Consider the following 20436-nt stretch of genomic DNA (forward strand, 5'->3'; position numbering starts at 1 on the left):
CCCGCCGACGCCGAGGAGGACCCCCGTGCCCACGAACGAGGCACCCGGCCCCGGTCTGCTGCCCGGCGCCGAGCCGTTCGCCTTCCCCGGCGGCCCCGCCGGCGGCGGCACCGGCGTCCTGCTGCTGCACGGCTTCACCGGCTCGCCGTCCAGCATGCGGCCGTGGGGTGAGCACCTGGCCGCGTCCGGCTTCGCCGTCGCGGCGCCGCTGCTGCCCGGCCACGGCACCCGGTGGCAGGACTGCAACCTGACCACCGAGCAGGACTGGGTCGACGCCGTCACCGCGGCCTTCGACGAGCTCGCCGCCGGGTGCGAGCGGGTCGTCGTCGCGGGGCTGTCGATGGGCGGCACCCTGGCCATCCGGCTGGCCGAGCTGCGTCCGGACGACGTCGCCGGGCTGGTGCTGGTCAACCCCTCGCTGCTCACCCAGCGGCTGGACGCCAAGCTGCTGCCGCTGCTGGCCCGCCTCACGCCCAGCTGGGCGCCGATCGGCAACGACATCAAGAAGCCCGGCGTCACCGAGCTGGCCTACCCCAGGCTGCCGACCCGCGCGGTCCTCGGCCTGCGCCGGCTGTGGACGGCCACCCGCGCCGACCTGCACCGCGTGACCGCGCCCCTGCTGGTGTTCCGCAGCGTCACCGACCACGTCGTCGAGCCGGCCTCGGTGCGGGTGCTGCTGGCCGGCGTCTCGAGCACCGACACCACCGAGGTGCTGCTCGAGGACAGCTACCACGTGGCCACCCTGGACAACGACGCCCCGCGCATCGCCGCCGGCTCCGTGGACTGGATCCGTGCCCGGATCCCGGCCCTCGAGGAGGGGGCGTGAACGGGCGGCGCGGACGGCGCGACAACGGGCTGGACGCCGCGCTCTGGACGCCGCTGCGCGATGTCGACCCGCGGGTGGGCGAGCACCTGCTCGACCTGCTGCGCGACGCCGGCATCGCCGCGTACCTGGAGCCCTCGGCCGACGTCGAGCCCTACACCCGCACCGTGTCCCTGCCCAGCCCGCCGACCGACCGCCTCTACGTCGACCGCGCCCGCACCGGTGAGGGCCGCGCCCTGGTCGACGAGCACGTCGACGAGCACGTGCCCGAGCGCACCCGGGCGCCGCGCGCCCCGCGCCCGGACGTCGACGAGGACGCCGAGTGGGCCCGGATCGTGGCCGCGTTCGAGGCCGAGCACGGGCGCACGGGCGTCGACGCCGAGCCGTCGGACGCCCCGCCCCCGCCGCCGGCCGAGGCCGAGGTGCTGGACCGGCCGGAGGAGCACTACGAGCCGCCGCCGCCCCCGCCGGTGCCCGCCCCCGCGCCGGCCTCGCTGTACGCGGTGCTGCTGATCGCCGTCGGCGCGGTGCTCGTCGTGGCGCCACGCGTCCTCCGGCTGTCCCCGGACGTCGGCCTGGTGCTGGGCGTCGCCGCGGTCGTCGGCGGCGTCGCGCTCCTGGTGTCGCGGATGCGGGAGCGGTCGACGGAGGACGGCGACGACGGCGCCGTGGTGTAGCCGGCTCCCCTAGCCTGCGGCGGGTGGACCCCGCGCCGCACTCGACGACGGTCACGCTCACCGGGCACCTGATGGACACCGGCGTCCTGGCCCGCGTGCTCGACGACGTCCTGGAGTACGGCGGGGACTACCTCATCGAGGACCTCACCCTCGGCCGCCGGCACGAGGACGAGTCCCGCGCGACCGTGCGGGTCAGCGCCGGGGACGCGGAGCTGGTCGACCGCATCGTGCAGCGCCTGCAGACCCACGGCGCCAACGCCGTCGACCCGGGGACGGCGACCCTGCGCCCCGCGCCGGCCGACGGCGTGTTCCCCGACGACTTCTACTCCACGACCAACCTGGACACCTTCGTGCGCCTGGACCGGGAGTGGCTGCCGGTGGACCGCGCCGAGATGGACTGCGGCCTGGTGGTCACCGAGCAGGGCGGGCGTCTCGTCGTCCGCACGGTGCCGGTGAGCGACGTGCGGGCCGGCGAGTCGGTGGTCTGCGGCGCGCACGGCGTCCGGGTGGAGCTGCCGCCGTCGGTCGCCCGGGGCGAGGAGGAGGCCTTCGGGTTCATGTCGTCGGCGGCCTCCAGCGAGAAGCCGCAGGCGGTGCTGGTCCGCCAGATCGCCGACCGGGTGCGGGGGGTCAGGGCGGCCGGGCAGAAGGTGCTGTGGGTCGGCGGGCCGGCCGTCGTCCACACCGGGGCGGCCCCGGCGATGGTGCGGCTGGTGGACGCCGGCTACGTCGACGTCCTGTTCGCCGGCAACGCGCTGGCCACCCACGACATCGAGTCGGCGCTGTACGGCACCTCGCTGGGCGTCGACCTCGCCAAGGGGTCGGGCGTGCCGCACGGCCACGAGCACCACATCCGGGCGATCAACACCATCCGGCGGGCCGGCTCGATCGCCGCGGCGGTGGCGTCCGGCGTCCTGACCGGCGGCGTCATGCACGCGATGGTGCGGGCGGGCAAGCCGTTCGTGCTGGTCGGCTCGGTGCGCGACGACGGGCCGCTGCCCGACGTGTACACCGACGTGGTCGAGGGTCAGCGCGCGATGCGGGCCCAGCTGCCGGACGTCGGCTTCGCGATCATGGTGGCGACCATGCTGCACGCCATCGCCACCGGGAACATCCTCCCGGCGTCGGTGCCGCTGGTGTGCGTGGACATCAACCCGGCCACGGTGACCAAGCTGGCCGACCGCGGCAGCGCGCAGGCGGTGGGCATCGTCACCGACATCGGGCTGTTCCTCGAGGAGCTCGCCCGCGAACTGACCGGCGGGTGAGGTCCCTCGCGCCGGCCCTGGGCCCGCAGGGAGAGGAGCGGCCCCGCCCTCAGGCCTCGCCCTCGCAGACCGCGCGGCGCACCAGGTCGGCGGCGCCCACGAGCCCGGCCTGCGCCCCCAGCCGGGCGGCCACCACCCGCGGCCCGGGCCGGAACCCCCGGCCCGGCAGCGCGCGCTCCAGCCGGGCCCGCGCCGGGCCGAGCACCATCTCGCCGAGCACGCTCACCCCGCCGCCGATCACCACGATCTCCGGGTCGAGGACGGCGGCGAGGTCGGCGATGCCCTGCCCGAGCCAGGACCCCACCTCGGCCAGCAGCTCCAGCGCCAGCGGGTCGCCCTCGGCCGCGGCGGTCGCGACGTGCTCCCCGGTGAGCCGGTCGGCGTCGCCGCCCACCCGCTCCAGCAGCAGCGCCGCGGCCGCCGGGGAGCTGCGGGCCACCTCGCGCGCGGTCTGACCGAGCGCGGTGCCGCTGGCGTACTGCTCCCAGCAGCCGCGGTTGCCGCACGCGCACAGCCGACCGTCGGGGACCACGCGCATGTGCCCCCACTCCCCGGCCACGCCGTGCGAGCCGCGGCGCAGCCGCCCGTCCATGACGATGCCGCCACCGATGCCGGTGCCCAGGGTGATCATCAGGGCGAGGTCCGCGCCGGCGGCCGCGCCGTAGCGGTACTCGGCCCAGGCGGCGGCGTCGGCGTCGTTGCCGACCCACATCGGCCGCTGCAGGCGGGCGGAGAGGTCCTTGCGCAGCGTCGAGTTGCGCCAGGCCAGGTGCGGGCTGAACAGCACCGTGTCGCCGGTCCGGTCGAACCAGCCGGCCGCGCCGACGCCGACGCCGACCAGCGGGCCGCCGTGCACACGGGCCAGGTCGTCGACGACGGCGGCGATCGCGTCCTCGGTCTCGCTCACCGACGACCCGGGGGTGGCGCGGCGGGCGGTGGCGACCACCGTCCCGTCCGGGGCGACGACGCCTCCGGCGACCTTGGTCCCGCCGATGTCGATGCCGAGCGCGGGCAGCGCCGCGGCGGCCGGCTCCGCGGAGCCGTGGGTCCCGGCCACTCAGGCGATCTCGATGCGCTGCACCGGAGCCGGCTCCGGGGTCACCGGCTCGGGGGCGGCCGCCTCCGGGGCGGCCGGCGGCTCCTCGGCCGGGGGCGCGGTCGGGGACCCGTCGGCCGGAGCCGGAGGCGCGGCCGGGGACTGCTCGGCGAAGGAGCGCAGCGCGGCGGCCGCGGCTGTCAGCGCGTCGGCCAGGGCGGCGGTCACCTCGGGGCGCTCGCCCCGCACCACCGCGGCCACCTGGCAGACCGGGCACCAGCGGCAGTCCGCCGGGTGACCGGCCCCCTCCGCGTCGGGCTGCGCCCCGGTCCGCGCCGCCTCGCCGAGGGTCTGGCCCAGCCCGGCGACCAGCCGGCGGGCCTGCTCGACCCAGTCGGGTCCGTCGGTCATGTCCTGCTCCCCTCGGCGGCCAGCAGATCGGCCGGCCACTGCTGCGGATCGGGTGTGAAGGTCACCTCGAGCCGGGCCCGGGCGGTGCCGGCGTCGGCGAGGTGCCCGGCGGTGACCACGCACCGGCGCAGGAGCGCGTCGAGCCGGATCGACCGGCGCGCTCCCGCGGCGGTGACCACGAGGTCGTCCCGCCAGCGGGTCAGTTCCAGCCGGTCGCGCTCGGCGAAGGGCAGGGCGAGCACCAGCCGCCGGCCGCCATCCACCCGCTCGGACACGGGGGTGAGCGGTGCCACGGGTGCGCCGCCGTCCTCGTCCGGGAGGAGGGCGGCCAGCCCGGCGGCGTCGGCCGGCGTCTCCGGGACCTCCTCGACCCGCCGCACGGGGGCCAGCTCCGCCAGCGCCTCGGCGACGGCGGCCTGCTCGGCGGCGCGCCGGCGCCACCACTCCCCCGTCCCGCCGTCGGGCAGCACCCGCGTCAGCACGGCGGTCGGCCGCTGACCGTGCAGCGCCAGCGTGGTCACCGCCGCGCGCAGCACCGGGACGACGTCCGGGCGGGGCGCGGCGACCAGCCGGACCTCGGTCGTGACCGGGTCGGTGAGGTCCACGCCAGAGATCAGCTCCTCGACCACCGGGACCGCGTCCAGGGCCGCGTCGACCGGCCCCCGCGGGACGACGCCGGAGCGCACCGCGGCGGTCCGGACTGCGCCCAGCATGCGCAGCCGGGTGGGCAGCGCCTGGTCCAGCCACCAGCGCAGCACGCCGGGCAGCCCGACCAGGGCCGCGCCCGAGGGCAGCGGGCCGGCGTCGACGACCACCACGTCGGCCTCCGCGCCCGCCCGGGCACGGGCCAGCCGCGCCAGCAGCGCCAGGTCACGGGCGCCGGGCAGGGGCACGACCGAGCTGGCCGGCGGCAGGTCGACACCCGGGGCCGCCGCCGCCAGGACCGGAGCCGACGCACCCCAGAGCGACTCGAGCGCGCCGAGCGGCTCGACCGGGTCCACCGACAGCCCGGGGACCGCCGACAGGCCCGGCCGGGCCGCGGCGGTCAGCAGCAGGGTGCGGGAGCCGGCGCGGGCGGCCCGCACGGCGGCGGCTGCCGCGAGGGTCGAGGTACCGGCCCCACCGGGACCGGTGAGGAGCAGCGTGCGCACGGGCCGGTCAGCCCTCGACGCGCTTCTTGAGCTCCTTGAGGGCGGTGTCGAGGATGACCTTCTCCGCCTTCCGCTTGAACATCCCGAGCAGCGGGAGGTGGGTGTCGATGGTGATCCGGTAGGTGACCTCGGTCCGGCCGTCGCGCTCGGCGAGGGTGTAGGAGCCCTCCTGGCGCTTCTGCATCTGACCCTGGACCAGGTGCCAGGACACCGAGCGGTCGCCGTCCCAGTCGTACTCGAGGACGTAGTCGTCCTTGACCATCCCCGCGTCGATGACGAAGCGCACCCGGCGGGCGCGGCCGTCGGCGCCGGCCTCCAGCACCTCCACCTGCTGGGCGGCGGCGACCCACTGGGGATAGGCCTCGAAGTCGGCGATGACCGCCATCACGTCCGCCGCGGGAGCCTCGACGGTGATCGACTGCGTGGACTGGTCGGCCATGGGCAGCAGGCTATCCGCTCGCCGCACTGTCGCCCGGTCGTGGCACCCGCGCCTGCTACTCCTGGGTAGCCCCCAGCGGCTAGATTTGGCGCGTCCCGGTCCGGGGCCACGCGCGACGGTGCCGTGGTCGGGCGGGGAGGAGAGGACCAGGCGTGCGCGAGTTCAGCGTCCCGGCGACGACCGAGGTGGGCCCCGACGAGGCCCTGCCCGACCTGCTCACCACCAACGTGACCGCGTACGGCGACGAGGTCGGCCTCCGCGTCCGGCGGGACGGCCGCTGGGACGACGTCACCTGGCGCGAGTTCGGTGCCCAGGTCGACGGCGTCGCCAAGGGCCTCGTGGCCGCCGGCGTCCAGGCCGGCGACCGGGTCGCCCTGCAGGCCAAGACCCGCTACGAGTGGACGGTCCTGGACTTCGCCATCTGGGCCGCCGGCGGCGTCGTCGTCCCGATCTACGAGACCTCCAGCCCCGACCAGGTCGCCTGGATCCTGTCGGACTCCGGCGCCCGGGCCGCCGTCGTGGAGCGCCCCGAGCACGCCGCCGCGGTCGACTCCGTCCGTGACCAGACCCCCGACCTCGGTCCGGTGTGGGTCATCGACGAGGACGCCATCGGCACGCTGACCGCCGCGGGGGCCGACGTCCCCGACAGCGAGCTGGCGGCCCGCCGCGCCGCGCTCCGCTCGTCGAGCCTGGCCACGATCATCTACACCAGCGGGACGACGGGCCGGCCCAAGGGCTGCGAGCTCACCCACGCCAACTTCCTGTTCGAGATCGGCAACGGGATGACGCTGCTGGACCGGTTCCTGAACCGGGACGGGTCGCTGCTGCTGTTCATCCCGCTGGCGCACGTGCTGGCCCGGGTGCTGGAGGTCGGCGCGGTGAAGACCCGCACCGTCATCGGCCACACCCCCGACGTGTCCAACCTCGTCGAGGACCTCGGCGCCTTCCGGCCCACCTTCGTCCTCGCCGTCCCCCGGGTGTTCGAGAAGGTCTACAACCAGGCCAAGGCCAAGGCCGAGGCCGACGGCAAGGGCAAGATCTTCGACCGGGCGGCCAAGGTCGCGATCGACTGGTCGCGGGCGAAGGACACCGGCGGTCCCGGGCTGGCGCTGCGGGCCCAGCACGCGCTGTTCGACCGGCTGGTCTACGGCAAGCTGCGCGCCGCGCTCGGCGGCCGCTGCCTCGGCGCGGTCTCCGGTGGCGCCCCGCTCGGTGAGCGGCTCGGCCACTTCTTCCGCGGCATCGGCGTCACCGTCTACGAGGGCTACGGCCTGACCGAGACCACCGCCGCGGCCTCGGTCAACCACGACGCCGCCTTCCGGATCGGCACCGTCGGCCGGCCGCTGCCCGGCGTCCAGGCGGCGATCGCCGACGACGGGGAGATCCTCATCCGCGGCGGCATCGTCATGCCCGGCTACTGGAGGAACGAGCAGGCCACCGCCGAGGCCATCGACCCGGAGGGCTGGTTCCACACCGGCGACCTCGGCGACATCGACAGCGACGGCTTCATCCGGATCACCGGCCGCAAGAAGGAGATCCTGGTGACCGCCGGCGGCAAGAACGTCGCCCCGGCCGTGCTCGAGGACAGGCTGCGCGCCCACCGGCTGGTCAGCCAGTGCATCGTCGTCGGCGACCAGCGCCCGTTCATCGGCGCGCTGATCACCCTCGACGAGGAGGCGCTGCCGGCCTGGCTGGAGTCCCGGGGCAAGCCGGCCGGCACGACCGCGGCCGACCTGACCGACGACCCCGACGTCCTGGCCGAGATCGAGTCGGCCGTCGCGGAGGCCAACAAGGCGGTGTCCAAGGCCGAGTCGATCAAGAAGTTCCGGGTGCTGGCCACCGACTTCACCGAGGCCAACGGGATGCTCACCCCGAGCCTGAAGCTCAAGCGGGCCGTGGTCATGAAGGAGTTCGACACCGAGGTGGAAGCCCTCTACAGCCGCTGAGCCGGGCCGCTAGCGCGGGCCGTGCAGCAGCTCCGCGAACGTCGCGGCGATCGTCGACCACGACCAGCGCTGCTCGACCCACGCCCGGCCGGCCGCGCCCATGGCGCGCGCCCGGTCCGGGTCGTCGAGCAGGGCGTTCACCGTCGCCGCCACCCCCTCCGGCGAGCGCGGGTCGGCGACGACGTGCCCGGTCACGCCCTCCTGCACCGTCTCCGGCGCGCCGCCGGAGGTGCCGGCGACGACCGGCCGGCCGCAGGCGGCCGCCTCGAGGTAGACCATCCCGAGCCCCTCGACGTCCAGACCGCCGCGGCGGGTGCGGCACGGCATGGCGAAGACGTCCCCGGCGGCGTAGTGCGCCGGCAGCTGGTCCGGGCGGACCGGCCCGGTGAGGACGACGGAGCGCTCGAGCCCCGCGGCGGCCACGGCGCGGCGCAGCCGGGTCTCCAGCGGGCCGCCGCCGACCAGCAGCAGCCGGGCCCCGGGATGCCGGGCCAGCACCCGCGGCCAGCCGGCGACGAGCACGTCCTGCCCCTTGCGCGGCACCAGCCGGGAGACGCAGACCACCACCGGCGCCCCGCCCAGCCCGTACCGCTCGCGCACGGCCGCGCCGTCGGCGTCCGGCGTGAACAGGTCGACGTCCACCCCGGGCGACAGCTGCGCCATGCGCGTGGCGCCGTCCAGCGCCGGCGCCAGCCGCGCGTGGGTGTACTCGCTGATGTAGGTCAGGACGTCGAGGCCGCCGGCGATGCGCTGCATGAGCCGCCGCGCCCCCGGCAGCGCGACCCAGCCCGTCTCGTGGCCGTGGGTGGCGCCGACGAGGTGGCCGACCCCGGCCGCCCGCAGGGCGGGGGCGAGCAGCCCGAGGGGCGCGGCCGCCCCGAAGAAGGCGGTGTCGCACCCGTACCGGCGGGCGAGGTCGGTGGCGGCGCGCGCCGTGGCGGGCGTGGGCAGGAGCATGCCGGTCCGCTGCCGGACCACCGGGTACGGCAGCGCGGCGTCGTACTCCTCCCAGCCGGGCGAGCGGGAGGCGAGCACGACCAGGGAGTCCGGCGGGCGCCGGGCCAGCAGCGCGGCGACGAAGGTCTGGATGCCGCCCTGGCGCGGCGGGAAGTCGTTGGTGACGACGAGCGTCCTCACCCGGCCTCCTGCAGCCGCTGCCAGTCCTCGGCGAAGGCGATCCGCTGCGGTCCGGTCGGGTGCGAGCCGAAGAACCACTGCCAGGCCGCGGGCGGATCGGGGTCGGAGAGGTTCGCGGTGGCCAGCCGGTTCTGCATGGCGACGAACGCCTCGGCGTCCCCGGTCAGGTCCAGGGCGTGCAGGTCCGCGCGCGCCTCCACCTGCCGGGACACCAGGTTCTGCACGGGGGTGGACACCAGCGTGCCGAGCGCGGCCAGGAACAGCACGAGCGGCACCACGCGGGGGTCCCCGGCCGAGTCGGCCCCGGCCCGGCGCAGCAGTGGCGACCAGGACAGCAGCCAGCCGAGGAGGGCGACCCCCGCGGCCGCGCCGAGCGCCCCCTCTAGCGTCCCGGTCAGGACGTCGTCGGTGGCGACGTGGCCCAGCTCGTGCGCGGCGATCGACTCGATCTCGGCGTCGGGCAGCTGGTCGAGGGTCGTGTCGTACAGCACGATCCGCCGGGTGGAGCCGAACCCGGAGACGTAGGCGTTGAGCGCCGTCGTCCGCCGGGAGGCGTCGGCGACCAGCACGTCCTCGACCGGGGTGCCGTTGGCCTCGGCCAGCTCCAGCAGGTCGGTGCGCAGCTGCCCGGCCGGCAGCGGCTCGAACCGGTTGAACGCCGGCTCGAGGAGCACCGGGTACAGGAACGAGCCGACGACGACCAGCGCGGCCGCGGCCCCGGCAGCCCACGCCCACCACGTCCGGGGCGCCCGGCGGGCCAGCCACACGACCGCGAGCAGGGCGAGGGCGGTCAGCGCGGCGTTGATGGCGGTGGAGACGGCGACGTCGCGCAGCCACAGCGGCCAGCTGCGCGTCGACAGCCCGAACCGGTGGCGGACCACCTCCCCGTAGGCCGACAGCGGCAGGGTGACCAGCCGGCCCACCACCGTCAGCGCCACCGTGCCCAGCAGCACCTGCCAGACCCATCCACCGCCCAGCGGCCGGGCCACGGTCCGGACCAGCCACCGCCCCAGCGGGGTCAGGGCGAGGACCGCCGAGGCCGCCAGCCCCAGTCCCAGCGAGGCGAGGGACGCCGGGCGGATCGCGGCGGCGAAGGACTCAGCGCGCTCGACGACGCCGGGGGCCAGGCCGGCGCCGGGCCGGACCGGGCTGGCCCCGCCCGGCGGTTCGGGCAGCAGCGTCCACGGCGTGCCGACGGCGACGACGACCACGAAGGCCGCCCCGAGCACACCCGCGACCAGCAGCGCGGCCCGACGGGCGCTCACCCGGCCGATCCTAGGAGTCCCCGAGCAGACCCCGTCCTCCCCGTCGCCGGGCGGCGGGGTGCCCGGGCCTCCCTCAGGCGAGGCGGCGCATGGCGGTGATCCCGCCCATGGAGTCGACGCTGACGACCTTGACCGGCTGACCGGACGTCGAGGCGTGCACCATCTGGCCGTTGCCGATGTACATCGAGACGTGGCTGACCGGGCTGAAGTAGAAGATCAGGTCGCCCGGCTGCAGGTCGGCCCGCGAGACGGCGGTGCCCATCGTCGACTGCATGCGGCTGGAGTGCGGGAGGCTGATGCCGGCCGCGGCGTAGGCGTACTGCGTGAGCCCCGAGCAGTCGAAGGCGTTCGGGCCGCCGGCGCCCCACACGTACGGGTCCCCCACCTGGGCGAGCGCGGTGTCGACGGCGGCCTGCGCGGCACCGCTGGCGGCGGCGGCCGGCGCGGGCGCGACCACGGGCCGGCCGGCGTGCGCGGTCACGACCTCCTGCTGCTGCGGTGCCGAGAGCGCGTCGTACTGGGCCCGGTAGTCGGCGATGTCGGACTCCAGCCGGGCCTGCCGGGCGGTGACGTCGTCGAGGGTGGCCTGCGCCTGCGCCTGCGCGGCGTCGGCGTCGGCGCGGGCCTGCTCGGCGGCAGCGGCCCGCTCGGCCACCTGGGCGAGGACGTCGGTGGTGTGACCGGCGATCACCTCGAGGGTGGCCAGCTGGGAGACGAAGTCCTCCGCCGACGTGCTCGTCATGAACAGGTCCAGCTGGGTCATCCCGTCGCCGGTGTAGGCGGTGCGCGCGACCTGCCGGACCTGACCGTCGAGGGCGTCGAGCTGCTGCTGGGCGTCGGCGGCGGCCTGGCGGGCGCCGTCCGCGGCGGCCTGCTGCTGCGCGAGCACCTCGCGGGCCTCGTTGACCTGCTCGGTGACGACCTCGAGCTCGTGACCGGCCTGGGCGACCAGCTGGGCGGCCTGGGCGGCGGTACCGGCCTGCTGCGGGTCCGCGGCGGCCGTACCCGGCAGGAGGGTGAGGGCCAGGGTGGCGGTGGCTCCCAGGACGAGCCCGCGACCGAGTCGGCGGGCCAGGCGGGGGCGGCGGAACAGGACCGGGAGGTCGGGGTGGGACTGGTCGAGTGCATGCCCCAGGGCAGGGCGAGGCGTCGCCACGGTCGGCGGCTCTCCGTTTCTTCCTCAGCAACCGCCTACCGAGTTAGCTGACGGGTTCGGGCTGGGAAGAAGTGCCCTATCTCTGCGCGCCGACGGGCGGCGCGTGTGCCCCGGGTCACCGGCGCACGCGAGAACTCACCCCAGTGCTGCGGTGGGTCCCCGGTTCCCCCTCGACGCCGCACGGGGCGCGTCAGGGGATTCGGCGGTGTCCGCCCGAGGTCACCTCTCGCGGGTGACGACCGCCCGGTCGGACCGGCTCACCGTACGGGCGTGATGAAGATGTGACAAACGGGGTCTGCGTGGACTGTGGGAACAGCCACACGTCCGGCCCGCGCCACGCCGGCGGCCACGCACGGTCACCGTGGACGTCGACGCTGCGTGCCTGCCGGCGGGAGGCCCGGCCGGTGCGGCTCACCCGGTGCGCCGCCGCTCCCGGGCCGCGCCGCCGGGACGCCCACCGGTGGACGGCTGGTGCCGCAGCGGCGGGACCAGGCCGACCTCGGCCAGCACCCGCACCGCACGCCGCTCGACGTCGTCGAACTCCACGACCACGCCGGGCCGCGGCACCACGACGTCCTCGGCGGTCTGGGCGCTGCCGCCGTCGCGCCGGCCGGCCATCGGCACCACCGTCGGGTCGGCGGTCTCCCAGCCCGGCGGGGCGCCCAGCAGGACGGTGACGACGCAGTCGGTGCAGCCGGTGCCCCGGGCGGTGCAGGTGTCGCAGTCGATGAACATGGCCCACTCCTCTGCTGACCGACACCTCGTCGCAGAGGCCCTCCACGGCCCCGGTCGGTCCGCGCCGGACGCTAGGGACGGGCTCCGACAGTTCCGCGCGACCGCGGTCGGCTGCCTCCCCGCCATCGGGCGGGACACCGGCGCGCGTCCCCGGGACTGTCACTGCCCCGACCTACCGTCCGCCCCGTGCCCTCTTCCCCCGCCCGGCTGGCCGGGATCGCCGCCGGCACAGCCGCACGAGCCGCCGCCGGGCTCCCCCGCTACGAGCAGGCCACCATCGAGGAGCTGGGCACCCCGCTGGCCGAGGTGACGTTCGTGGTGGTCGACCTGGAGACCACCGGCGGCTCGCCGAAGGACAGCGCCATCACCGAGATCGGCGCGGTCAAGGTCCGGGGCGGCGCCGTCCTGGGCGAGTTCCAGACCCTGGTCGACCCGGGCTGCGAGATCCCGCCCTACATCAGCGTCCTGACCGGCATCACCTCCACGATGGTCGCCACCGCCCCGCGCATCGGCGCGGTGCTGCCGAGCTTCCTCGAGTTCGCCCGGGGCGCGGTCCTGGTGGCCCACAACGCCCCCTTCGACCTCGGGTTCCTCAAGGCCGCCTGCGCGGAGAACGGCATCCCGTGGCCGGCCACGGCCTCGGTCGACACCGCCGTCCTCGCCCGCCGGCTGCTGACCCGCGACGAGGTGCCCAACTGCAAGCTGGCCACCCTGGCGCCCTACTTCCGCACCACCACCGAGCCCTGCCACCGCGCGCTGGCCGACGCCCGGGCCACCGTCGACGTGCTGCACGGGCTGTTCGAGCGGCTCGGCCCGCTGGGCATCACCAGCCTGGAGGAGCTCACCGGCCTCACCCGGCAGGTCGACCCCGAGCGGCTGCGCAAGCGGCACCTGGCCGACGCCGTCCCGACCGGGCCCGGCGTCTACCTGTTCCGCGGCCCGCGCGACGAGCCCCTCTACGTCGGCACGTCCAACGACCTGCGCAGCCGGGTCCGCAGCTACTTCACCGCCGGCGAGCAGCGCAGCCGGATCACCGAGATGGTCGCGCTGGCCCAGCGGGTCGACGCGATCCCCTGCGCCCACGACCTCGAGGCCGCCGTCCGGGAGCTGCGGCTGATCGCCGAGCAGAAGCCCCGCTACAACCGGCGCTCCCGGTTCCCCGAACGGGCGCTGTGGGTCCGCCTGACCGACGAGCCGTTCCCCCGGCTGTCGGTGGTGCGCCGGGTCCGCCCCGGCGCGGGGGTGTTCCTCGGCCCGTTCCCCGACCGGCGCGCCGCCGACGCCGCCGTCGCCGCCATCCACGAGTCGTTGCCCCTGCGGCAGTGCACCGGCCGGCTGTCGCTGCGCGTGCTCGGCACCGCCTGCGCACTGGCCGGGATGGGCCGGTGCGGCGCCCCCTGCACCGGCGCGCAGTCGGTCGAGGAGTACGCCGGGATCGCCGAGGTCTTCCGCGCCGCCGTCGCCGCCGACCCCCGGGCGCTGCTCGCACCGCTGCTGGCCCGCGTCGACCGGCTGGCCACCGAGGAGCGCTACGAGGACGCGGCGGTGCTCCGGGACAGGGTGGCGGTCCTCGTGCGCGCCGTCCGCCGCCGGCAGCGGCTGGAGTCGCTGGCCGCGGTACCGGAGCTGGTCCTGGCCCGCCCCGACGGGGCGGGCGGCTGGCACCTGTCCGTCGTCCGCCGGGGGCGGCTGGTGGCCGCCGGCTGCGCGCCCCGGGGGACGTCGGTCCGGGACACCCTGGCCGGGCTGCTGTCCACCGCCGAGACCCCGCTGGGCCCGGACGACGAGCTGGCCGCGTCGGTCGACGAGACCGAACTGGTGCTGCGCTGGATGGAGAAGCCCGGCACCCGCCTCGTCCAGGTGTCCGGCACCCTCGCCTGCCCGGTGCCCGGCACCGGGGGCTACACCGCCTTCCTCGACCGCGTGGAGGCGGGGCACTCCGGCCGCGACCCCTTCGCCGACACCCGTTCGCTCGGCACCCGCGCGCGGCCGGACCGGATCTCACCCGGGCCCCGCGCAGCCGCCGGCCCGGCCGCGGCCCGGCTAGCATCGCCGGCGTGATCACCGCCATCGTCATGATCGACGCGGCCACCGACGCGATCCCCGAGGTGGCCGAGGCCGTCGCCGACCTCGACGGGGTCAGCGAGGTCTACTCGGTCGCCGGCACCGTCGACCTGATCGCCGTGGTGCGCGTGCGCGAGTTCGAGCAGATCGCCGACGTCGTGGCGGGGCGGATCAACAAGGTGCCCGGCGTCCTGGAGACCGACACCCACATCGCCTTCCGCGCCTACTCCCGGCACGACCTCGAGGCGGCGTTCGCGATCGGTTTCGACACCGCCGACTGACGGAGGCCCTGCCCCCACCACTCGCGAGCTCGCGCCGGGACCCTGCAGGGGGACTAGGCGCGCAGCGACCGGCTGACCGACACCCAGCGCTCCAGCTGGGCCTGGGCGCGCCCGTCGTCGACCGCCGCGGCGGCCCGCTCGAGCCCGGCGGCGAGGACGTCGTGCAGCCGTCCGGCCCGCTGGTCGAACGCGGCCAGCGCGGCGGCGGCATTGAGGAGCACCGCGTCCCGGACCGGCCCCCGCTCACCGGCCACCACGCGCCGGAAGACGTCGGCGTTGAAGGCCGGGTCGCCGCCGCGCAGGGCACCGGCCGGCGGGGCCTCGATCCCGAGCGCGGCCGGGTCGAGCCGGTCGGCCTCGACGTCCCCGTCGCGGACCACCCACACCGACGAGGTGGTGGTGGTCGTGAGCTCGTCCAGGCCGTCGTCCCCCCGGAACACCAGGCCGCGCGTGCCGCGCCCGGCCAGGACGGCGGCCAGCACCGGGGCCATGCGCGCGTCGGCGCAGCCGATGGCGGCGGCCACCGGGCGCGCCGGGTTGGCCAGCGGGCCGAGGAAGTTGAAGACCGTCCCGACGCCCATCTCCCGCCGCGGCACGGCGGTGTGCCGGAACCCCGGGTGGAAGACCGGCGCGAAGAAGAAGCCGATCCCGGCCTCCTGGACGCACGAGGCGACCGCCGCGGCCGGCAGGTCGATGACGACGCCGAGCGCCTCGAGGACGTCCGCAGCCCCCGAGGACGACGACGCGGCCCGGTTGCCGTGCTTGGCCACCGGCGCGCCCGCGGCGGCGGTCACCACCGCGGCCATGGTCGAGATGTTGACCGTGTGCGCCTGGTCACCCCCGGTACCCACGATGTCGACGCAGTCCAGGGGCAGGTGCACCGGCGTGGCGCGCTCCAGCATGGTGGCCGCCAGGCCGGCGACCTCCTCCGGCGACTCCCCCTTGGCCCGCAGCGCGACGGCGAACGCGGCGATCTGGGCCGGCGTCGCCTCCCCCGCCATGACCTCCCGCATCGCCCAGGCGGCGTCGTCGGTGGAGAGGTCCTCGCGGGCCAGCAGCCGGGTCAGCAGCGCGGGCCAGGTGGGCGTGCGCGCGCTCACCGGCGCGGAACGGGCCGGCGCCCCACCCGGTCGCGCAGCAGGTCGGCGACGACGGTGGGAGCGGTCAGCGGGTCGACGGGGAAGGGCAGGGTCGCGTCGGCCTGCGACCAGTGCGCGAGCCAGCGGTCGGGCTGCCGGGCGATCAGCACGCACAGCGCCGGACGGTCGGCGACCTCCACCGTGATCTGCCGGCTGAGCGCGAGCCCGCCGGCGGGCTGGGCCTCGCCGTCGAGGATGCAGAGGTCGACGGCGCCCTCGTCCACCGACTCGATGACCTCCTGGTCCGTGGCGCACTCGACCCAGGTGAGAGGGCCCACGTCGGCCGCCGGCCGGCGGCCCACGGCCGTCCGCACCGCAGCGCGTACCTCGGGCCGGGAGCTGTAGACCAGGACGGTGGCCGGCGCGTCGCTCACCCGGCCGAGACTAGTGCCCGGAGCACCCGCCGCCGGCGACGACCGTCGCGAGGTATCGGGGAGGTCACGGCGCCGCCACGCCCGCCCACCCGCGGTCGTGACCTTGACGGGGCCGATGCCATGATGGCCACGTGACAACGGCTCCCGTCGCGAGCGGCACCTTCGACACCTCGCGGGTGCACTCCCTGACCCGTCCGAACATGGTCAGTGTCGGCACGATCATCTGGCTCTCCAGCGAGCTGATGTTCTTCGCCGGGCTGTTCGCCATGTACTTCACCGCGAGGGCTCGTGCCACCGAGGGGTGGCCGCCCGAGCCGACCGAGCTGAACCTGCCCTACGCGTTGATCTTCACGATCATCCTGGTGGCCTCCTCGGTCACCTGCCAGCTCGGGGTGTTCGCGGCGGAGCAGGGCAACGTCTACGGCCTGCGGCGCTGGTTCACGATCACCTTCGTCATGGGCCTGGTCTTCGTGCTCGCCCAGGCGAACGAGTACCGCGTGCTCGTCGTCGACCACGCCACGACGATCTCCAGCTCGACGTACGGCTCGGTCTTCTACCTGACCACCGGCTTCCACGCGCTGCACGTGATCGGGGGTCTGGTCGCCTTCGTCTACCTGCTCATCCGGTCCACCATGGGCCGCTTCACGCCAGCCCAGGCGACCGCGGCCATCGTGGTCTCCTACTACTGGCACTTCGTCGACGTCGTGTGGGTCGGGCTCTTCGCCACGATCTACCTGATCCGCTAGGGAACCGGTGTCCACCACGAACCCGCAGTCCGACGCCCAGCCCGACGACGTGACGCCGAGCGGCCGCGCCCGCTGGTCACGCCGTCCGACCGAGGGCTCCCCCGCCGCCGCGGCCCGCGCCCGCCGGCGCTCGAAGCACCGCCGTCGGGTGGTCAACGTGGCCGGCCTGATGGCCGCCCTCGTGCTGACCGGCACGCTGTACTCGGCGCTGTCACCTGCGTACGCCACCGACGAGGCCACCGCGAGCGAGTCCTCCGCGGAGGCGGCCGGCCGTGAGCTGTACGAGCGCAGCTGCATCACCTGCCACGGCGAGAACCTCGAGGGCGTCCCCGCCCGCGGGCCCTCCCTCATCGGCGTCGGCGAGGCGGCCGTCTACTTCCAGGTGCACACCGGTCGCATGCCGCTGGTCCGCCAGGAGGCCCAGGCTCCGGACAAGCCGGCCGTCTTCTCCGACGAGGAGATCGACCAGCTGATGGCCTACGTCCAAGCCAACGGCGGTGGCCCCACCCTCCCCTCCGGCGACCTCCGCGACGGCGACCTCGCCCTCGGTGGCGAGCTGTTCCGGCTCAACTGCGCGTCGTGCCACAACTTCGTCGGCGAGGGCGGCGCGCTCTCCTCCGGCAAGCGCGCACCGAGCCTCAACGACGTCAACGACCTCGAGATCTACACCGCGATGCTGACCGGGCCGGAGAACATGCCGGTCTTCGGGGACAACCAGCTGACCCCCGACGAGAAGCGGTCGATCATCAACTACGTGCAGACCATCCAGGGGCAGGCCGACCCGGGCGGCTTCGGCGTCGGCCGCATGGGCCCGGTCGCCGAGGGCCTGGTCATCTGGGTCGTGGGCATCAGCGCCCTGCTGTTCGGCATCTTCTGGATGGGGAGCAAGGCGTGAGCACGCCCAGGGACTCCGCACCGGCGACTTCGGCCCAGCGACCGCTGACCGCGTGGGTCAGCGAGGAGGAAGCGTGAGCACGCGCGACACCCGCCCCGGTTCCACCGGCGGCGCGGACGTCCCCGGACCGCTGCACAGCGGCCCGGACGACGACTACACCCCCGAGCAGCTCGCGGCCATGCCGCGGGAGGAGCTCGACCGCCTGGGCGCCCGCTACGACGGGGTCGAGATCCTGCACGTCGACCCGGGCCCCGAGCCCGGGTCGCGCCTGGAGAAGCGGGCCGTGCGCCAGGTGGGGCTCGCCTTCGCCCTCGCCGGCGTGGCCGCGCTCGCCTTCGTCGTCGTGTACGTCGGCTCGGGCTGGTTCCTGCCGGACTGGCACTGGCAGATCACCGACAGCGGGTGGAGCGCCCTGTTCACGCCCCTGCTGGGCGTGCTGATGGGTCTGGCCTTCGCGCTCGTCGGCGTCGGCCTGGTGCTCTACACCAAGAAGCTGCTGCCGCACGAGACCGCCGTGCAGGACAAGCACGACGGCTCGCACTTCGACCGGGTCACCACCGGCGCGACCCTCGTCGGCGGGCTGCACAACAGCGGCCTGGCCCGTCGGAAGCTGCTCACCCGTTCGATGGCGTTCATGGGCGGCGGCCTGGGGCTCATGCTGATCATGCCGCTCGGTGGCCTGATCAAGAACCCGAACAAGGGCGACCCCCTGGGCACCACCAGCTGGGCCGAGGGTGTGCGGCTCGTCCGTGACGATGGCACCCCGATCCGCCCCGGCGACCAGGAGCCCGGCTCGCTCGAGACGGTGTTCCCGGCGGTCCCGGGTGGGAACCGCGAGTCCGACGCCCCGACGATGCTCTTCCGCCTCCGGCCCGAGCAGGTCGAGGTGCTGCGCCCGCGTGAGGGGCACGACGACTTCGCCTACGGCGACTACGTGGCGTTCTCGAAGATCTGCACGCACGCCGGTTGCCCGGTGTCGCTGTACGAGCAGGAGACCAGCCGGATCCTCTGCCCGTGCCACCAGTCGATGTTCGACATCACCCAGGGCGCCAAGCCGGTCTTCGGCCCGGCCACCCGGCCCCTGCCCCAGCTACCGATCACGGTCGACGACGAGGGCTACTTCGTGGCCCGCAGTGACTACATTGAAGCCGTCGGCCCGACCTACTGGAACCGGGAGCGCATCTGATGGCTCGCACCGCCACGGCGCCGGGGACCCCGACCACACGGCTGGGCAAGGCGGCCTTCGAGGTCGACGACCGTCTCATCGTCGCCGGCCCGGTCCGGCGCACGCTGAACAAGGTCTTCCCGGACCACTGGTCGTTCCTCCTGGGCGAGATCGCCCTGTACGCCTTCATCATCCTGCTGCTGTCGGGCACCTACCTGACGTTCTTCTTCGACGCCTCGATGACCGAGGTCGTGTACGAGGGCTCCTACGCACCGCTGCGCGGTGTGGAGATGTCCGCGGCCTACGACTCGGCGCTGCAGCTGTCGTTCGACGTCCGCGGCGGCCTCTTCATGCGGCAGATCCACCACTGGGCGGCGCTGCTGTTCGTCGCGGCCATCGTGGTGCACCTGTTCCGCATCTTCTTCACCGGCGCCTTCCGCCGGCCGCGGGAGAGCAACTGGCTCATCGGCGTGGTCATGCTGGTCCTCGCCCTGCTCATGGGCGTCACCGGCTACACCCTCCCCGACGACCTGCTGTCGGGCACCGGGCTCCGCATCATCAGCGCGATCCTGCTGTCGGTCCCGGTCATCGGCACCTGGGCCCACTTCGCGGTCTTCAACGGCGACTTCGTGGGCACCGAGATCATCGGACGCTTCTACATCGTCCACGTGCTGATCATCCCGGCGATCCTGCTGGCCCTGATCGCGGTGCACCTGCTGATCCTGGTCAAGCAGAAGCACACGCAGTTCCCCGGCCCGGGTCGCACCGAGCACAACGTGGTCGGCAACCGCCTCTTCCCGACCTTCGCCGGGAAGGCCACGGGCCTGCTGTTCATCGTGTTCGGCGTCTGCGCCGCGCTGGGTGGCCTGGTGCAGATCAACCCGGTGTGGCTGTGGGGCCCGTACAACCCGGCCCAGGTGTCCGCGGCGTCCCAGCCGGACTGGTACATCATGTTCCTCGACGGGTCCACGCGTCTGTTCCCGGCCTGGGACATCAACCTGCCCGGCGACTACACCATCCCGGCCCTGTTCTGGCCGACCGTCGTCGTGGCCGGCTTGATGTTCACGGTCCTGGCGCTCTACCCGATGATCGAGCGCAAGCTCACCCGTGACACCGCGTCGCACCACCTGCTGCAGCGCCCGCGCGACGTGCCCGTGCGCACGTCCCTCGGGACGATGGCGATCGCCTTCTACGTGATCCTGCTGATCTCGGGTGGCAACGACGTCATCGCGGACAAGTTCGACATCAGCCTGAACGCGATGACGTGGTTCGGACGCATCGGCCTGATCATCATCCCGCCGGTCGTCTACGTCTTCACGTACCGGATCTGCCTGGGCCTGCAGCGGCACGACCGCGAGGTGCTCGAGCACGGCATCGAGACGGGTGTCATCCGCCGGCTGCCCAACGGCGAGTTCATCGAGGTCCACCAGCCGCTCGGCCCGGTGGACGAGCACGGCCACGGTGCGCTCGCCTACGGCGGCGCCCCGGTGCCGAAGCGGATGAACCACGTGGGCGGCGCCCGCCGCGCCATCCGCGGGTTCTTCACGCCCGTCGAGGAGCCGGCGCAGGTGGAGTTGGAGCAGCGGCGCGAGGAGCACGGTCAGGCCTCGGCCGAGGCGGGTCGCGAGCTCACCTCCTCCGGTCGTCCCGCTGACGGTGGCCGGCCGCAGGAGCCGCGCGACTGAGCGACCGCACAGACGAGTGGGGCCCCGACGGAAACCGTCGGGGCCC

General features: G+C 75.0%; 20 protein-coding genes and 1 riboswitch. Of the genes, 10 read left to right on the forward strand and 10 right to left on the reverse strand.

Annotation, left to right across the window (positions count from 1 at the left end; genetic code table 11):
* The first annotated feature begins 25 nt into the window (after window positions 1–25).
* The 3 genes from ACI79E_RS10215 to ACI79E_RS10225 are packed head-to-tail and all read left to right on the forward strand — an operon-like array spanning window position 26 to window position 2765.
* Window positions 26–826 carry an alpha/beta hydrolase gene (locus ACI79E_RS10215; protein ID WP_456932419.1) on the forward strand — a complete coding sequence of 267 codons (801 nt, stop codon included), beginning with the start codon at window positions 26–28 and terminating at the stop codon, window positions 824–826.
* Entirely contained in the window at window positions 823–1500 is a 678-nt protein-coding gene (locus tag ACI79E_RS10220) for a hypothetical protein (RefSeq protein WP_456932420.1), read from the forward strand. The genes ACI79E_RS10215 and ACI79E_RS10220 overlap by 4 nt, the downstream gene beginning before the upstream one ends.
* 23 nt (window positions 1501–1523) lie before the next feature.
* Window positions 1524–2765, forward strand: a complete 1242-nt coding sequence (locus ACI79E_RS10225) for an ornithine cyclodeaminase, nickel-pincer nucleotide-dependent (RefSeq protein ID WP_456932421.1) — start codon at window positions 1524–1526, stop codon at window positions 2763–2765.
* 49 nt (window positions 2766–2814) lie between these two features.
* On the opposite strand, the gene ACI79E_RS10230 is transcribed toward ACI79E_RS10225, so the two are convergent.
* The 4 genes from ACI79E_RS10230 to ACI79E_RS10245 are packed head-to-tail and all read right to left on the reverse strand — an operon-like array spanning window position 2815 to window position 5802.
* Complete coding sequence (locus tag ACI79E_RS10230) at window positions 2815–3822, reverse strand: ROK family glucokinase (RefSeq protein WP_456932422.1); 1008 nt, start codon at window positions 3820–3822, stop codon at window positions 2815–2817.
* Complete coding sequence (locus ACI79E_RS10235) at window positions 3823–4212, reverse strand: hypothetical protein (RefSeq protein ID WP_456932423.1); 390 nt, start codon at window positions 4210–4212, stop codon at window positions 3823–3825.
* Window positions 4209–5363, reverse strand: a complete 1155-nt coding sequence (locus ACI79E_RS10240) for an ArsA-related P-loop ATPase (RefSeq protein ID WP_456932424.1) — start codon at window positions 5361–5363, stop codon at window positions 4209–4211. Before ACI79E_RS10240 ends, ACI79E_RS10235 begins: the two co-directional genes overlap by 4 nt.
* Before the next feature lie 7 nt (window positions 5364–5370).
* Complete coding sequence (locus ACI79E_RS10245; RefSeq protein ID WP_456932425.1) at window positions 5371–5802, reverse strand: SRPBCC family protein; 432 nt, start codon at window positions 5800–5802, stop codon at window positions 5371–5373.
* A gap of 152 nt (window positions 5803–5954) precedes the next feature.
* On the opposite strand from ACI79E_RS10245, the gene ACI79E_RS10250 reads away from it, so the two are divergent.
* Window positions 5955–7748, forward strand: coding sequence for an AMP-dependent synthetase/ligase (locus ACI79E_RS10250; protein WP_456932426.1), 1794 nt, complete (start codon window positions 5955–5957; stop codon window positions 7746–7748).
* A gap of 9 nt (window positions 7749–7757) precedes the next feature.
* Here the strand turns inward: ACI79E_RS10250 and ACI79E_RS10255 are convergent, their stop codons facing one another.
* The 4 genes from ACI79E_RS10255 to ACI79E_RS10270 all read right to left on the reverse strand — a co-directional run bounded on the left by ACI79E_RS10255 (window position 7758) and on the right by ACI79E_RS10270 (window position 12041).
* Window positions 7758–8885, reverse strand: coding sequence for a glycosyltransferase family 4 protein (locus ACI79E_RS10255; RefSeq protein ID WP_456932427.1), 1128 nt, complete (start codon window positions 8883–8885; stop codon window positions 7758–7760).
* Window positions 8882–10150, reverse strand: a complete 1269-nt coding sequence (locus ACI79E_RS10260; RefSeq protein WP_456932428.1) for a M48 family metallopeptidase — start codon at window positions 10148–10150, stop codon at window positions 8882–8884. Before ACI79E_RS10260 ends, ACI79E_RS10255 begins: the two co-directional genes overlap by 4 nt.
* Window positions 10151–10223: 73 nt before the next feature.
* Window positions 10224–11306 carry a C40 family peptidase gene (locus tag ACI79E_RS10265; protein ID WP_456932429.1) on the reverse strand — a complete coding sequence of 361 codons (1083 nt, stop codon included), beginning with the start codon at window positions 11304–11306 and terminating at the stop codon, window positions 10224–10226.
* A 16-nt stretch (window positions 11307–11322) separates the two neighbouring features.
* Window positions 11323–11521, reverse strand: a riboswitch (cyclic di-AMP (ydaO/yuaA leader).
* A gap of 196 nt (window positions 11522–11717) precedes the next feature.
* Window positions 11718–12041: a hypothetical protein gene (locus ACI79E_RS10270; protein ID WP_456932430.1), complete on the reverse strand. Its 324-nt coding sequence runs from the start codon at window positions 12039–12041 to the stop codon at window positions 11718–11720.
* A gap of 186 nt (window positions 12042–12227) precedes the next feature.
* Here ACI79E_RS10270 and ACI79E_RS10275 point away from each other — a divergent pair, with 186 nt between their 5' ends.
* Complete coding sequence (locus ACI79E_RS10275; RefSeq protein WP_456932431.1) at window positions 12228–14102, forward strand: DEDD exonuclease domain-containing protein; 1875 nt, start codon at window positions 12228–12230, stop codon at window positions 14100–14102.
* Window positions 14099–14386, forward strand: a complete 288-nt coding sequence (locus ACI79E_RS10280) for an Lrp/AsnC family transcriptional regulator (protein WP_456932432.1) — start codon at window positions 14099–14101, stop codon at window positions 14384–14386. Before ACI79E_RS10275 ends, ACI79E_RS10280 begins: the two co-directional genes overlap by 4 nt.
* A gap of 53 nt (window positions 14387–14439) precedes the next feature.
* Here ACI79E_RS10280 and trpD read toward each other — a convergent pair whose 3' ends face one another.
* Together trpD and ACI79E_RS10290 are read right to left on the reverse strand one after the other, a co-directional pair.
* Window positions 14440–15486, reverse strand: coding sequence for an anthranilate phosphoribosyltransferase (trpD, locus tag ACI79E_RS10285; RefSeq protein WP_456932433.1), 1047 nt, complete (start codon window positions 15484–15486; stop codon window positions 14440–14442).
* Window positions 15483–15899 carry a hypothetical protein gene (locus tag ACI79E_RS10290; RefSeq protein WP_456932434.1) on the reverse strand — a complete coding sequence of 139 codons (417 nt, stop codon included), beginning with the start codon at window positions 15897–15899 and terminating at the stop codon, window positions 15483–15485. The genes trpD and ACI79E_RS10290 overlap by 4 nt, the downstream gene beginning before the upstream one ends.
* A gap of 131 nt (window positions 15900–16030) precedes the next feature.
* Between ACI79E_RS10290 and ctaE the strand changes: the two genes are divergently transcribed.
* The 4 genes from ctaE (at window position 16031) to qcrB (ending at window position 20390) form a co-directional block, all read left to right on the forward strand.
* Window positions 16031–16645 (forward strand): aa3-type cytochrome oxidase subunit III, encoded by a 615-nt coding sequence (gene ctaE / locus ACI79E_RS10295; protein WP_456932435.1) that lies wholly within the window; start codon window positions 16031–16033, stop codon window positions 16643–16645.
* 7 nt (window positions 16646–16652) lie between these two features.
* Window positions 16653–17540 (forward strand): cytochrome bc1 complex diheme cytochrome c subunit, encoded by an 888-nt coding sequence (gene qcrC / locus ACI79E_RS10300; protein WP_456932436.1) that lies wholly within the window; start codon window positions 16653–16655, stop codon window positions 17538–17540.
* Window positions 17541–17613: 73 nt separating this feature from the next.
* On the forward strand, window positions 17614–18726 hold the full coding sequence (gene qcrA / locus ACI79E_RS10305; protein WP_456932437.1) for a cytochrome bc1 complex Rieske iron-sulfur subunit: 1113 nt from the start codon (window positions 17614–17616) through the stop codon (window positions 18724–18726).
* The gene (gene qcrB, locus ACI79E_RS10310; protein WP_456932438.1) at window positions 18726–20390 is read left to right on the forward strand and encodes a cytochrome bc1 complex cytochrome b subunit; all 1665 of its coding nucleotides are present in this window, start codon (window positions 18726–18728) and stop codon (window positions 20388–20390) included. The genes qcrA and qcrB overlap by 1 nt, the downstream gene beginning before the upstream one ends.
* Window positions 20391–20436: the final 46 nt, after the last annotated feature.

The sequence above is a fragment of the Geodermatophilus sp. SYSU D00079 genome, assembly GCF_054050635.1.